Origin of the sequence: Stakelama flava (genome assembly GCF_019351405.1) — a bacterium.
Taxonomy (GTDB): Bacteria; Pseudomonadota; Alphaproteobacteria; order Sphingomonadales; family Sphingomonadaceae; genus Sphingomonas; species Sphingomonas flava_A.
The window spans coordinates 190,402-203,769 of the sequence record NZ_JAHWZX010000001.1 but is presented as its reverse complement, the minus strand read 5'-3'; the positions used below and the strand labels follow the sequence as shown (position 1 = coordinate 203,769).

12 protein-coding genes are annotated in these 13,368 nt (G+C 61.5%); 8 read left to right on the top strand and 4 right to left on the bottom strand.

The window, feature by feature from the left end; translation table 11 throughout:
- Positions 1-2 precede the first annotated feature (2 nt).
- Both KY084_RS00950 and argJ read right to left on the bottom strand, forming a co-directional pair.
- Positions 3-797, bottom strand: coding sequence for an inositol monophosphatase family protein (locus tag KY084_RS00950; RefSeq protein WP_425516707.1), 795 nt, complete (start codon positions 795-797; stop codon positions 3-5).
- Complete coding sequence (argJ, locus tag KY084_RS00945) at positions 797-2,026, bottom strand: bifunctional glutamate N-acetyltransferase/amino-acid acetyltransferase ArgJ (protein WP_219236554.1); 1,230 nt, start codon at positions 2,024-2,026, stop codon at positions 797-799. The genes KY084_RS00950 and argJ overlap by 1 nt, the downstream gene beginning before the upstream one ends.
- Before the next feature lie 191 nt (positions 2,027-2,217).
- Here argJ and KY084_RS00940 point away from each other — a divergent pair, with 191 nt between their 5' ends.
- Positions 2,218-2,517: a hypothetical protein gene (locus tag KY084_RS00940; RefSeq protein WP_219236553.1), complete on the top strand. Its 300-nt coding sequence runs from the start codon at positions 2,218-2,220 to the stop codon at positions 2,515-2,517.
- Between the two features lie 118 nt (positions 2,518-2,635).
- Entirely contained in the window at positions 2,636-5,395 is a 2,760-nt protein-coding gene (gene secA, locus KY084_RS00935; protein ID WP_219236552.1) for a preprotein translocase subunit SecA, read from the top strand.
- A gap of 81 nt (positions 5,396-5,476) precedes the next feature.
- Here the strand turns inward: secA and KY084_RS00930 are convergent, their stop codons facing one another.
- Together KY084_RS00930 and KY084_RS00925 are read right to left on the bottom strand one after the other, a co-directional pair.
- Positions 5,477-6,073, bottom strand: a complete 597-nt coding sequence (locus tag KY084_RS00930; protein WP_219236551.1) for a CC0125/CC1285 family lipoprotein — start codon at positions 6,071-6,073, stop codon at positions 5,477-5,479.
- Positions 6,074-6,269: 196 nt separating this feature from the next.
- Complete coding sequence (locus KY084_RS00925; RefSeq protein ID WP_219236764.1) at positions 6,270-7,157, bottom strand: LysR family transcriptional regulator; 888 nt, start codon at positions 7,155-7,157, stop codon at positions 6,270-6,272.
- A gap of 114 nt (positions 7,158-7,271) precedes the next feature.
- Here KY084_RS00925 and KY084_RS00920 point away from each other — a divergent pair, with 114 nt between their 5' ends.
- The 6 genes from KY084_RS00920 (at position 7,272) to KY084_RS00895 (ending at position 13,368) form a co-directional block, all read left to right on the top strand.
- The gene (locus KY084_RS00920) at positions 7,272-8,768 is read left to right on the top strand and encodes a CoA-acylating methylmalonate-semialdehyde dehydrogenase (protein WP_219236550.1); all 1,497 of its coding nucleotides are present in this window, start codon (positions 7,272-7,274) and stop codon (positions 8,766-8,768) included.
- A gap of 80 nt (positions 8,769-8,848) precedes the next feature.
- Positions 8,849-9,994 carry an acyl-CoA dehydrogenase family protein gene (locus KY084_RS00915; RefSeq protein ID WP_219236549.1) on the top strand — a complete coding sequence of 382 codons (1,146 nt, stop codon included), beginning with the start codon at positions 8,849-8,851 and terminating at the stop codon, positions 9,992-9,994.
- Between the two features lie 28 nt (positions 9,995-10,022).
- Positions 10,023-11,069, top strand: a complete 1,047-nt coding sequence (locus tag KY084_RS00910) for an enoyl-CoA hydratase/isomerase family protein (RefSeq protein ID WP_219236763.1) — start codon at positions 10,023-10,025, stop codon at positions 11,067-11,069.
- A 15-nt stretch (positions 11,070-11,084) separates the two neighbouring features.
- A complete protein-coding gene (locus tag KY084_RS00905; RefSeq protein ID WP_219236548.1) occupies positions 11,085-11,861 on the top strand; it encodes an enoyl-CoA hydratase in 777 nt (258 codons plus the stop codon).
- Between the two features lie 39 nt (positions 11,862-11,900).
- Positions 11,901-12,788 carry a 3-hydroxyisobutyrate dehydrogenase gene (mmsB, locus tag KY084_RS00900; protein WP_219236547.1) on the top strand — a complete coding sequence of 296 codons (888 nt, stop codon included), beginning with the start codon at positions 11,901-11,903 and terminating at the stop codon, positions 12,786-12,788.
- Positions 12,781-13,368: an NADPH-dependent FMN reductase gene (locus KY084_RS00895; RefSeq protein ID WP_219236546.1), complete on the top strand. Its 588-nt coding sequence runs from the start codon at positions 12,781-12,783 to the stop codon at positions 13,366-13,368. The genes mmsB and KY084_RS00895 overlap by 8 nt, the downstream gene beginning before the upstream one ends.

The window sequence follows — 13,368 nt, the reverse complement described above, 5'->3', positions numbered from 1 at the left end:
GCTCAGGCGTATAGCAGGCGCGCCGCCTTTTCCCACAAACGCGGGGACGAGGCGGCGAGCATGCCGGTCCGCGCATCTCCCAGTCGATAGGGCGTGCCGTCGAGCCGCGTGATCCGCCCGCCTGCTTCGGTCAGCAGCAACGTTCCCGCCGCATGGTCCCAGGGCAGGGTGCGTTCGAAAATCGAAATGTCATTCTCGCCCAGGATAATACGCGGATATTGCTCGGCCGCGCAACGTGGAATGTCCACGATGCGAAAATTCCCGTGCGCGCGTTCCACCACCCGCGCGCGCTCCGCATGCGGCATGAAATAGGTCGCGAGCGCGGCGACCGGCATCGCTTCCCCGCTTTCGGTTGCTTTTACAGGTTCGTCATCGATGAATGCTCCGCCGCCGCGCACGGCATGGCACATGCGCTGCCGCAGCGGATCGTAAATCCATCCCGCCGCGACATCGGCTCCATCGCCCAGCGCGACCATGATGCCGAATGGCGCTTTGCCGGCGGCGAAATTGCCGGTGCCGTCCACCGGATCGATGATCCACTGCATTCCCGAACCCAAGCGGTCCAGAATGGCGGGATCGGCGGCGCAGGCCTCTTCCCCGATGATGCGCGCTTCGGGAAGGATCGCGGCGAGTCCTTCGCTCAATCGCGCCTCGCTCTCACGGTCGGCGATCGTGACCCAGTCGTCTGGGGCCTTTTCCTCCTTCTCACCGGCGGAGAGGTTTCGGAAGCGCGGCAGCACGATGGTTTCGGCGACTTCGCGGATCAGCGCGGCGACGGGGGCGTGAAGTATATGCATCAGCTACGATAATCGGCGTTGATCGAAATATATCCATGGGTCAGGTCGCAGGTCCACACCGTGGCGCGCCCGTCCCCCAGCCCCAGATCGACCCCGATCTCCACTTCGCTGCCTTTCAGATGCTCTGCAACGGGCGTTTCGTCATAACCTTCCACCGCCAGCCCGTCGCGCGCCACCTGCGTCGCGCCGAAGCGGATGGCCAGCCTGTCGCGTTCGGCGGGTTCGCCTGCCTTGCCCACCGCCATCACCACGCGGCCCCAGTTGGCGTCCTCGCCCGCGATCGCGGTTTTAACAAGCGGCGAATTGGCGATCGACATCGCCACTCGCCGTGCGCTGTCGTCATTTTCCCCGCCCTCGACGGTGACGGTGATGAATTTCGACGCGCCTTCGCCATCGCGTACCACCAACTGGGCGAGTTGCGTGCACAGATCGGTGAGCGCCGCCCGAAACGCGTCCGCGCCATCGCTTTCATCGTCTTCAAGCTGGGTATTACCAGCCTTGCCCGTCGCGAAGGCAAGGACGGTGTCGCTGGTCGATGTGTCGCTGTCCACCGTGATGCACGAAAAACTGTCGCGATTGGCACTGCGCAGCGCTTCGGAGAGAAAGTCGGGGCTTACCGCCGCGTCGGTGAAGACAAAGCCGAGCATGGTTGCCATGTCGGGCGCGATCATGCCCGACCCCTTGATGATTCCGGTGATCGTCACGGTCTTCCCATGCACCATGGCGGTGGTTACCGCCGCCTTTGGAAAGGTGTCGGTGGTCATGATCGTCGCGGCCGCGGCTTCCCAGTCGCAAGGCTGCGCCGCAAAGGCCGCGTCCAGTCCCGCTTCCGCCCGGTCGATGGGCAGCGGCACGCCGATCACTCCGGTCGATGCGACGAAAACGTCCGATGGCTCGCACGCCAATGCGCCCGCCACGCGCGCCGCGATCGCCTCAACCGCCTCGCGTCCGCGATTGCCGGTAAAGGCGTTCGAGTTACCAGCGTTGACCACCAGTGCGCGCGCGCGGCCCAGCACCAGCGCCTTGCGGCACCATTCGACTTCGGGCGAGGGGCATTTGCTTTGCGTGGTCACGCCGGCGACGCTCGTTCCCTCATCGAGCGTGATGAAGGTGAGGTCGGTACGATCCCATTCCTTGTACCGCGCTCGCGCGACGCGACACGTAACCCCGCCGATCGGCGGCAGCGCGGGAAAACGATCAGGGGCGAGGGGGGAAATGGCGGACGACAAGGGCGAACTCCGCAAATAATAAGGATGCGCGCGGTGGTAGCGTTCCTGCTGCCAATGGCAAGGCTTTGCGGATACATCGCGCCTGACGGTTCAAATGTGGGCTTGCCGGACGGCGCTGATAAAAGTTTCGTTAGACGAACGGCACTTCGATTATTATGTCGGCTTTGGACATGTCCTGCGGGGCATGCTGGATGCGTTCACTTTCAAAAGGGCTGATTTTGCAGCTTCTGCTGTTCCTCTCCGCGCTTCTTTCCGGTCTGACCGGCGTCATCGCCGGTGACCGCGCGGTTGAGCGCAGCCAGATCGAGCGGCTGGGCGACGCCGCCGCGCAGCATGCGCGCAGCGCCGCAGAGCCGGCCGCGATCCGCGAACAGGCGGCCTATCTTGCGGCCTTGCCTCGCATCGCGCGGGCGTCGCTTCCCAGCTTCGCGATCGCGGTGCCGCGCACCGTTTTGCGCGCGATCGGCATCGATACCCGCCGGCTGGAATAGCCGCACGCGGTGGTGCGCGCACCACCGGCCCCATCGTTTCGGCCCGATCGACGGGCTTTCGAGCGTTGCCCCATGCATAGCCGGGCGGCGCCATATAATAAGCTATACAGGATCGCTCATGTTCGGCTCGCTTGCCAAAAACATCTTCGGATCGTCCAACGATCGCTACGTCAAATCGCTTCGCGGCGTCGTCGCGAAGATCAACGCGCTCGAACCAGAGCTTCAGGCGATGAGCGACGAGCAGCTTTCGCACCAGACGGTCAAGTTTCGCGAAAAGCTTGAAGGCGGCGCGAGCCTTGACGATCTTCTTCCCGAAGCATTCGCCACGGTGCGCGAAGCGTCGGTACGCGTGCTCGGCATGCGCCATTTCGATGTTCAGATGATCGGCGGCATCGTCCTCCATCGCGGCGAAATTGCCGAGATGCGCACGGGCGAGGGAAAGACGCTGGTGGCGACGCTTGGCGTGTATCTGAACGCGCTGCCGGGCAAGGGCATCCACGTCATCACGGTGAACGACTATCTGGCCGCGCGCGACGCCGAATGGATGGGCCGGGTCTATCGCTTCCTTGGCATGACCGTCGGCGTCATCATCCCCGACCTGACCGATCAGCAGCGCCGCGATGCGTATCACAGCGACATCACCTACGGCACGAACAACGAATTCGGCTTCGACTATCTGCGCGACAATATGAAATATGATCGCGCGTCGATGGTGCAGCGCCCGTTCAACATGGCGCTGATCGACGAGGTCGATTCGGTGCTGATCGATGAAGCGCGCACCCCGCTCATCATCTCCGGCCCGACCGACGATCGATCCGAACTGTACAAGAATGTCGACGTGATCGTGAAGCAGTTGGAAGAAGACGATTACGAAAAGGACGAAAAGCAGAAGTCGATCATCCTGACCGAGGATGGCACCGAAAAGGTCGAACGCATGCTGGAAGCGGCGGGCCTGCTTGAAGGATCGAACCTCTATGATTTCGAAAATACGCAGGTTGTCCATCACGTAAACCAGTCGCTGCGCGCGAATATGATGTTCAAGCGCGACACCGATTACATCGTAAAGAACGACAAGATCGTCATCATCGACGAATTCACCGGCCGTATGATGGAGGGGCGTCGTTGGTCCGAAGGGCTGCATCAGGCGGTCGAGGCGAAAGAAGGCGTGAAGATCGAGCCGGAGAATCAGACGCTCGCTTCGATCACCTTCCAGAACTATTTCCGCATGTATCCCAAGCTCGCCGGGATGACCGGCACGGCGGCGACCGAGGCGGCGGAATTCTATGACATCTACAAGATGAATGTTGTCACCATTCCGACCAACCGCCCGATCCGGCGCGAGGATAATGACGATGAATTCTACAAGACGCTGAACGACAAATTCATCGCCATCGCGCGCGCGATCAAGGAGCATGCCGAGCGGGGTCAGCCGGTGCTGGTCGGCACGGTGTCGATCGAAAAGTCGGAACTGCTCAGCGAATTCCTTCAGCGCGAAAAGGTGCCGCACAAGGTGCTCAACGCCCGCTATCACGAGATGGAGGCGCATATCGTGGCGCAGGCCGGGCGACTGGGCGCGGTTACCATCGCCACCAACATGGCGGGGCGCGGCACCGATATTCAGCTTGGCGGCAATCTGGACTTCAGGATGCGCGACGAGTTTTCGGACCTTGAGGAAGGCACGCCCGAATATGCGGCGCAGGCCGAAAAGATCGTGGCGGAAATCGAGGAAGAGAAGCAGCGCGTGCTCGACGCCGGCGGCCTGTTCGTGCTGGGTACCGAACGGCACGAAAGCCGGCGCATCGACAACCAGCTTCGCGGCCGTTCGGGACGTCAGGGCGATCCGGGTCTGTCGCGCTTCTACCTCAGCCTCGACGACGATCTGCTGCGCATCTTCGGCCCGGACACGTTGTTCGCGCGGATGATGCGTTCGAATATCGGCGATGGCGAGGCGATCGGCAGCAAATGGCTGACCAAGGCGATCGAGACCGCCCAGAAAAAGGTCGAAGCGCGCAACTACGACATCCGCAAACAGGTCGTCGAATATGACGATGTGATGAATGATCAGCGCAAGGTCATCTATGAACAGCGCAGCGACATCATGGACGCCGAAACGGTCGGCGACGTCGTGATCGACATGCGGCATGAAACGGTGAACGGGATCGTCGGCGGCTTTTGCCCTCCGGGAACCTATCCCGAACAATGGGATGTCGATGCGCTGAAACTGCGCACGCTCGAAATACTGAATGTAGAAGCACCGGTTGACGAATGGATCGAGGCGGAAGACGGCATCGAACCCGAAACGATCGAAGAGCGCATTCGCGAACGCGCCGACGCGGTGATCGAAAAGAAATCGGCGGATATGGACGATTCGACCTGGGCGCAGGTCGAAAAATCGGTGCTGCTGCAGAATCTCGATCATCACTGGAAGGAGCATCTGGCGACGCTCGACGCATTGCGGTCGATCATTCACCTGCGCGCCTATGCGCAGAAAACGCCGCTCAACGAATATAAGCAGGAGGCCTTCGCGCTGTTCGAACGGATGCTGGAAAGCATTCGCGAAGACGTTACCAAGGTGCTGGCCTTCGCCGAATTCAACATGGCGCCACCACCGCTTCCCGAAGTGCCCGATTTCGTGACATCGCATTTCGACCCGCTGACGGGGGAGGACGATACCAACGATATCGACGCCGCATCGGGCGCGTTCGAACCGCAGCCCCAGCCGCCGTTTCAGGTTGCCAATCCGGGCGGCGAGGAACTGGGCGACGATCCGGCAACCTGGGTAGGTCGGGTCGGCCGCAACCAGCCGTGCCCCTGCGGGTCGGGGCGCAAATACAAACATTGCCACGGCGCTTTGACGAACACTGCCACTGCGCTCTGACGATGACACCGGCATGAAAAAGGCCCGCTGCCAATATTCGGCAGCGGGCCTTTTTGTTTGCGTTACAGGTTACGCCCGCGATTACCGCTCACGCGGCATTTCGATGGTCGGCCCCAGATTGTCGATGACAGAGCGCGCGTCAAAGGCGCGGACATTGTCTTTGGGCTTCGGTCCCTTGCCCAGTACGATTTCGGTCATCGCCTGATATCGGTCGACGGTGCGGACATCGACCTCGTTGCCCCAGAACGGATCGCCCCAATAGGGGCTCCAGCCACGCCAGCCCCAGCCCGGGCTGTAATAGCGCCAATAGGGGCTCCAGCCCGAATACGGTCCGAATCCACCGCCGAACGGCTGATCGACATAGGTTCGCGACTGCTTTTCGGTATCGCGATCGGCCATGACGAAATAGTCATAGCCCTGCTGAAGCGTCAGTTCGGCGGCGCGATACAGCAGATAACGTTCGACCGTTTCCCGCGATGTCAGGCTGTTGCCCGAAAACATGACGCGATAGCGGTTCTGTTCGATCCGCATGTCGCTATAGCCGTTGTCATTATATCCGCCGACGCCGGTCGCCGGACGATAGGGGGTCGGCGTTGCGCATCCGGCGGTCAGCACGGCCGCGGCAAGCGCGGTGCCGGTAAGTGCGGAGCGTAGGGTAGGTTTCTTGCGGGTGGTCATCCAATCCTCCAGTGCCGGCCACGAATGCCCTTTGTGTACGCCGGCGGGCAGTCAAATCAACGCTGATCGTACCGGAACGCTCCCGGCACCAATTGCGCCGATATGTGCCATAGCGACGATTGACCGAAGCTGAACAAATCAGGAAACAAAAACAAAATAGCAGGGAAAACTGAAACTTAGCGGATGAAATAAACAATCAGCAATTGCCTGTCAGGGCGCTGCGCTGCGCCGAAACCAGATCGAGCAACCATTCATTCATCGCTTTTACCTGCGCAAAGCCGCGCGTGTCGCGATGGCTGGTCAGCCAGAAACTGCGCATGACCCGGATCGGGGGCAGGATCGCGGCAAGGCGCGGATCGGAGTCGGCGATGAAACATGGCAGCATCCCGATGCCCGCCCCGGCCGCAACCAGTTGATGCTGGGCGTTGATGCTGGAAGAGCGAAGCGTCGCATGCGCAGCAAGTGGCAGTTCGTCCAGATACCGCAGTTCGGGTGCATACACGATATCGGGAACATAACCGATGATGCGGTGCGTGTTCAGCGCGTCGATCCGATCGATCGGACCGTGTTGATCGAGATAGCTTCGCGCGGCGTAGAAGCGCAGCTGGTAATCGGTCAGCTTGCGCGCGACCAATGGACCCTTGCGCGGGCGGGCGAGCAGGATGGCAAGGTCGGTTTCGCGCCGCGACGGGCTGAGAAAGCCGCTATTCGCCACCAGATCGATTTCGAGTGCAGGATAGCGCTTGGCGAAATCGCCCAGATGCCGGCTGATGAACCAGGTTCCGAACCCTTCGGCCACGCTGATGCGGATCGACCCGGCGATGTCCGCCTCGCGTCGCGACGCTGCTTCGCCCTGCGCGGCAAGCGTCGCCATCCCTTCCACCCGCGACAGAAGGCGTCGGCCCGCCGGGGTCAATATCTGCCCTTCGGACGTCTGTTCGAACAGCCGTACGCCCAGATCGCGTTCCAGCCGCCGCAGCCTGCGCCCCACCGTCGTCGGATCGGCATGCATCGCCGCCGCGGCCTGAGCAAGCTGGCCATGCCGCGCCACGGCGAGAAAATAGGGAAGGTCGCCCCAATCCATATCCTGCAATTATGCAGCTATGACCTGCAAATCCACCCATTGTTCGCGCTTGGCGGACCTGTCACGTCGGTTGCAGGTTACAGGTATAACACAAGATCCGATCAGGAGAGCCCAATGCGTATCATCGATCATGTCATTTCCGGTCATTCGGGCGGCGGTTCGGCGCGTCAGCACGATGTTTTCGATCCCAATACCGGTGAGGTGCAGGCCAAGGTCAATCTTGGCACCCGATCGGAACTCGACCGGGCGGTTGCCGCCGCACAGGCCGCGCAGCCCGGCTGGGCCGCCACCAATCCGCAGCGCCGTGCGCGAGTGATGTTCAAATTCAAGCAGCTTCTCGAAGAGAATATGCAGGAGCTGGCCGAATTGCTTGCATCCGAACATGGCAAGGTGGTCGATGACGCCAAGGGCGATGTGCAACGCGGGCTGGAAATCATCGAATATGCCTGCGGCATCCCGCAGGCGCTGAAGGGGGAATATACGCAAGGCGCAGGGCCGGGCATCGACGTATATTCGATGCGCCAGCCGCTCGGCATCGGTGCGGGCATCACCCCGTTCAACTTCCCGGCGATGATCCCGATGTGGATGTTCGGCATGGCGGTCGCGTGCGGCAACGCGTTTATCCTCAAACCCTCCGAGCGCGATCCCAGCGTGCCGGTGCGGCTTGCCGAACTGTTTCTTGAAGCAGGCGCACCCGAAGGCATCCTTCAGGTCGTGCATGGCGACAAGGAAATGGTCGACGCGATCCTCGACCATGAAGCGATCAGCGCGGTCAGCTTTGTCGGTTCGTCGGATATCGCGCATTACGTCTATAATCGCGGTGTCGCCGCCGGAAAGCGGGTGCAGGCGATGGGCGGAGCGAAGAACCACGGCATCATCATGCCCGACGCCGACCTGGATCAGGCGGTCAACGACCTGATCGGCGCGGCCTATGGTTCTGCGGGGGAGCGCTGCATGGCGCTTCCCGTCGTGGTGCCGGTGGGGGAGGACACCGCCGAGCGCTTGCGCGAAAAGCTGCTCCCCGCGATCGAAAAGCTGCGCCCCGGCGTCTCCAGCGATCCCGAAGCGCAATATGGCCCCGTGGTCACCGCCGAACATCGCACGCGCGTTGAAAACTGGATTCAAAAGGGCGTCGATGAAGGCGCGGAACTGGTTGTGGACGGGCGCGGCTTCACGCTTCAGGGGCATGAAAAGGGGTTTTTCATGGGGCCGAGCCTGTTCGACCGCGTGACCCCCGAAATGGAAAGCTATCGCGAAGAGATTTTCGGCCCTGTGCTTCAGATCGTTCGCGCGGGTTCGTTTGAGGAAGCGCTCGAACTTCCCTCAAAGCATCAATATGGCAACGGCGTCGCGATCTTCACCCGCAACGGCCATGCCGCGCGCGAATTTGCGGGGCGGGTGAATGTCGGCATGGTCGGCATTAACGTGCCGATTCCCGTGCCGGTCAGCTATCACAGCTTTGGCGGGTGGAAGCGCTCGGCATTCGGCGACCAGAACCAGTATGGCATGGAAGGACTGCGCTTCTGGACGAAAGTGAAGACCGTCACCCAGCGCTGGCCCGACGGCAGCGCCACGGGCGAAAACGCCTTCGTAATCCCGACGATGGGATAAAAATTTCGCCAGCCGAAGAAGCGATGATTGCGCCGGGCGGGACCGATCCCACCCGGCGTCCAGGAGAGCGGAAAAAAGCAATGACCGATCAATTCGACCTGAACGAGGACCAGCGCGCGATCCAGGAAATGGCGCGTAAATTCACTGCCGATCGCATCACCCCCCATGCGGGCGAATGGGATGAAAAGCATATTTTCCCGCGCGATGTCATCAAGGAGGCGGCAGAACTGGGATTCGCCGCGATTTACGTCTCCGAAGAATCGGGCGGCATCAATCTGGGGCGGCTGGAAGCGGCGCTGATCATGGAGGCGATGGCCTATGGCTGCCCCTCAACCAGCGCATTTATTTCGATCCACAACATGGCGTCATGGATTATCGACCGGTTCGGCTCCGATGCTGTGAAGGGCAAATATCTGCCCGACCTCGTCACCATGGACCGGATGGCGAGCTATTGCCTTACCGAACCCTCTTCCGGATCGGACGCTGCGGCGCTGAAAACGCGGGCTGTGAAGGAGGGTGATCATTATGTCCTTAACGGATCGAAACAGTTCATTTCGGGCGGCGGCGAAAACGAAGTGTACGTCGTGATGGTGCGTACGGGCGAGGATGGTCCGAAAGGGATTACCTGCCTTGTCGTGGAAAAGGACATGCCGGGCGTAACCTTCGGCGCGCAGGAGAAGAAGCTCGGATGGCATTCGCAGCCTACCGCGCAGGTGAATTTCGAGGACGTCCGCGTGCCGGTCGCCAATATCGTGGGGGCCGAAGGCGAAGGCTTCCGCATCGCGATGATGGGGCTTGATGGCGGGCGTCTGAATATCGGCGCCTGCTCACTGGGCGGGGCGCAACGCTGCATCGACGAGGCGGTCCGGTATACGAAGGAGCGCGAGCAGTTCGGCAGGGCCATCGCCGATTTTCAGAACACCCAGTTCATGCTGGCCGACATGGAAACCGAGCTTCAGGCGGCGCGCTGCCTGCTCTATGTCGCGGCGGCCAAGGTTACCGCCAATGCCCCGGACAAGACGCGTTTCGCCGCAATGGCGAAACGGCTCGCCACCGACACCGGATCGAAGGTGGTCAATGATGCGCTGCAGCTGCATGGCGGCTATGGCTATTTGATGGACTATCCGGTCGAACGCTTCTGGCGCGATCTGCGCGTGCATTCGATCCTGGAGGGCACGAACCAGATCATGCGCATGATCATCGGTCGCGACATGTTGCGCCAGTAAATCCGCGCGCTTTTACAGAGGAACCATGATGACCGACGATGTTCGCATCGAAACCGACGGCAAGGCAGGGCGTATCCGCCTGAACCGGCCAAAGGCGATCCACGCGCTCAACACGCCGATGTGCATCGCCATGGCGAAGGCGCTCGACGAATGGCGCGGCGACACCGCGATCGAGGCGGTTCTGATTGATCATGCCGAGGGGCGCGGTTTCTGCGCGGGCGGCGACATCCGCATGGTCGCTGAAAGCGGGGCGGGGGACGGCAGCGCGGCGCGCGAATTCTTCCGTCAGGAATATCGCATGAACCATCGGCTGTTCACCTATGCCAAGCCGGTGGTGACGTTCATGGACGGCATCACCATGGGCGGTGGCGTCGGGATTTCGCTTCCCGCCAAATATCGCGTAGCGACCGAGAATACGAAACTCGCCATGCCTGAAACAGGGATCGGCCTGTTTCCCGATGTCGGCGGCGGATGGTATCTTTCGCGGCTGCCGGGGCGGATGGGCGAGTATCTTGCCCTTACGGGAGCGCGGATCGATGGGGCGGACTGCCTCGCACTCGGCCTCGCCACCCATTATCTGCCCTCGGACAGGCTGGATGAGGCGAAGCGTCGTATTGCCGAGGATCCGCAAGCGGTCGATACGGTGCTGGGCGAACTCTCCGTGCAGCCGCCGGAATCCAAAATCATGGCGGACCAGCAGGCGATCGACCGGCTGTTCGCCGCAGATCGTCTGGAGGACATTTATGTCGCGCTGGAAGAAGATGGCGGCGAATGGGCGAATGCGCAGCTTACCACGCTTCGCACCAAATCGCCGCAAACGATGAAGGTGGCGCTCAAATTGCTCGCGGATGGACGCACCATGCCGACATTTGAGGACGAGATGCGGCAGGAATTCGCGGTCGCGGCGCATGTTTGCCAGCGGCACGATTTCATCGAAGGTGTTCGCGCGGTCATTGTCGACAAGGACAACGACCCCAAATGGAACCCCGCTACGCCCGAAGCGGTCAGCGCGCACATGATCGATCAGATTTTTGCGCCGCTGCCTGATGACGAGGCATGGACGCCGCAGGGCTGAACGAAAGGACAAGCAATGGCCGATTACGAAACGATCACCGTCGAACAGCGCGGCCGTGTGACTTTGATTACGCTGAACCGGCCCAAGGCGCTCAATGCGCTGAACAGTCAGATTCTGATCGACCTGCTGGATGCCATGGCTGCGTTCGACGCTGATAAGGGGCAGGGCTGTGCAGTCATTACCGGCAGCGAAAAGGCGTTTGCCGCCGGTGCCGATATCAAGGAGATGCAGGCGCAGGGCTTTGCCGAGATGTACGGCAGCGATTTCTTCGCCGGATGGGAACAGTTCACCCGCACCCGAAAGCCGGTGATCGCGGCGGTCGCCGGCTATGCGCTTGGCGGCGGGTGCGAACTGGCGATGATGTGCGATTTCATCCTTGCCGCGGACACCGCGAAGTTCGGCCAGCCTGAGGTGAAACTGGCCGTCACCCCCGGCATGGGCGGGTCGCAGCGGCTCACTCGCGCTGTGGGCAAGGCGAAAGCGATGGAAATGTGCCTGACCGGCCGGATGATGGATGCCGAAGAGGCCGAACGCGCCGGTCTGGTGAGTCGTATTATCCCCGCTGCTGACCTGATCGAAGAAGCGGTGAAAACCGCAACGACGATTGCCGAAATGGCGCCGCTCGCCGTGATGGCCAACAAGGAGATGGTCAACGCCGCGTTCGAAACCATGTTGCATCAGGGGGTGCAGTTCGAACGCCGCCTGTTCCACGGCCTCTTCGGCACCGAGGACCAGGGCGAAGGTATGGCCGCGTTCGTCGACAAAAGGCCGGGCAACTGGAAGGGTCGGTAACGGCGCTTTCATCAATCATAAGCGAGAGGATTGGATTCAATGGCACGGGTAGGATTTATCGGCCTCGGCAATATGGGCGGCGGCATGGCTGCGAACCTCGCCAAGAAGGGGCATGACGTTCACGCCTTCGATCTGTCCGAAGAGGCACTTTCGCGCGCTAAACAGGCCGGATGCCTGCCTGTCGACAGCGCGGCGAAGGCGGCGGAAAAGGCCGAAGCCGTCATCACCATGCTGCCCGCCGGCAGCCATGTCGAACAGGTGTACAAGGAAAGCGTGTTCGGTATCGCCGATACCGCCGCCGTACTGATCGACTGTTCGACGATCGACGTGGAAACCGCAGTGCGCGTTGCCGATGCTGCGTCCGCAAAGGGGCTGACGGCGGTTGATGCGCCGGTATCGGGCGGCATCGCGGCCGCCAATGCCGGATCGCTGACTTTCATGGTCGGCGGTACGCAGGACGGGTTCGATCGCGCCCGGCCGTTTCTTGAAGATATGGGCAAGGCGGTGATCCATGCCGGCAGCAACGGCACCGGGCAAACTGCGAAAATCTGTAACAACATGCTGCTGGGCGCGACGATGATCGCGACGTGCGAAGCCTTTATGCTGGCGAAGCGGCAGGGCCTCGATCCGCAGAAATTCTATGACATCTCCTCGGTAAGTTCGGGTCAGAGCTGGTCGATGACAAGCTATTGCCCGTTACCGGAGGTTGGTCCCGAAAGCCCGGCGGATCACGGATATGCGGGCGGTTTCGCCACTGGGTTGATGTTGAAGGACCTTCGGCTCGCACTGGCGGCGGCGCAGGCGAGCGGCAGCGAAACGCCGATGGGCAAACACGCTGCGCAACTGTACGAAGCCTTTGCCGATGGCGGCAATGCGGGGCTGGATTTCTCCGCAATCATTAAAACGCTGGGGGATTTGGATGGGTGACGGCCCAAGCATAGTCGGAATTGGCGGGACCACACGGCCAGGCTCTTCGACCGAAATGCTGGTGCGTGCGGTGCTCGGTGAGTGCGAAATGCTGGGCGCACACACACAAATGTTCGCCGGTGCCGAACTGCTGGCGTTACCGCATTACAATCCCGGCGAACCGCAACGAACCGATGGCCAGCGCGCGTTGGTGGAAGCGGCGCGCGGTGCCGATGGCTTCGTCATCGGAACGCCCGGCTATCACGGCAGCGTGTCCGCGCTGGTCAAAAACGCCATCGATCTGCTTGAAGATACTCGTACTGACGCGCGCGTCTATATGGACGGTTGCCCGGTGGGACAGATTGTGTCGGCAGCCGGGTGGCAGGCGACTGGCGTGACGCTCAGCGCGCTTCGCGACATCATCCATTCGCTACGCGGCTGGCCCACCCCGATCGGCATCGGGGTGAACACGATCGTCCAGCGCCCCTTCGATGAAAGCGGAGCGATTATTGACGAAAGCATCGCCGGGGCGGTGAAGCTTCAGGCGCAGCAGGTCATGGAGCATGTGCGCGGCACCCATATGCGCCGCGCCGCCAAATAA

Coding starts and splice junctions, on each gene's coding strand:
- KY084_RS00905 (WP_219236548.1), top strand. CDS start 11,085: ATGGCCGATTACGAAACGATCACCGTCGAACAGCGCGGCCGTGTGACT.
- KY084_RS00930 (WP_219236551.1), bottom strand. CDS start 6,073: ATGACCACCCGCAAGAAACCTACCCTACGCTCCGCACTTACCGGCACC.
- mmsB (WP_219236547.1), top strand. CDS start 11,901: ATGGCACGGGTAGGATTTATCGGCCTCGGCAATATGGGCGGCGGCATG.
- KY084_RS00940 (WP_219236553.1), top strand. CDS start 2,218: ATGCGTTCACTTTCAAAAGGGCTGATTTTGCAGCTTCTGCTGTTCCTC.
- KY084_RS00895 (WP_219236546.1), top strand. CDS start 12,781: ATGGGTGACGGCCCAAGCATAGTCGGAATTGGCGGGACCACACGGCCA.
- secA (WP_219236552.1), top strand. CDS start 2,636: ATGTTCGGCTCGCTTGCCAAAAACATCTTCGGATCGTCCAACGATCGC.
- KY084_RS00915 (WP_219236549.1), top strand. CDS start 8,849: ATGACCGATCAATTCGACCTGAACGAGGACCAGCGCGCGATCCAGGAA.
- KY084_RS00950 (WP_425516707.1), bottom strand. CDS start 797: ATGCATATACTTCACGCCCCCGTCGCCGCGCTGATCCGCGAAGTCGCC.
- KY084_RS00920 (WP_219236550.1), top strand. CDS start 7,272: ATGCGTATCATCGATCATGTCATTTCCGGTCATTCGGGCGGCGGTTCG.
- KY084_RS00910 (WP_219236763.1), top strand. CDS start 10,023: ATGACCGACGATGTTCGCATCGAAACCGACGGCAAGGCAGGGCGTATC.
- KY084_RS00925 (WP_219236764.1), bottom strand. CDS start 7,157: ATGGATTGGGGCGACCTTCCCTATTTTCTCGCCGTGGCGCGGCATGGC.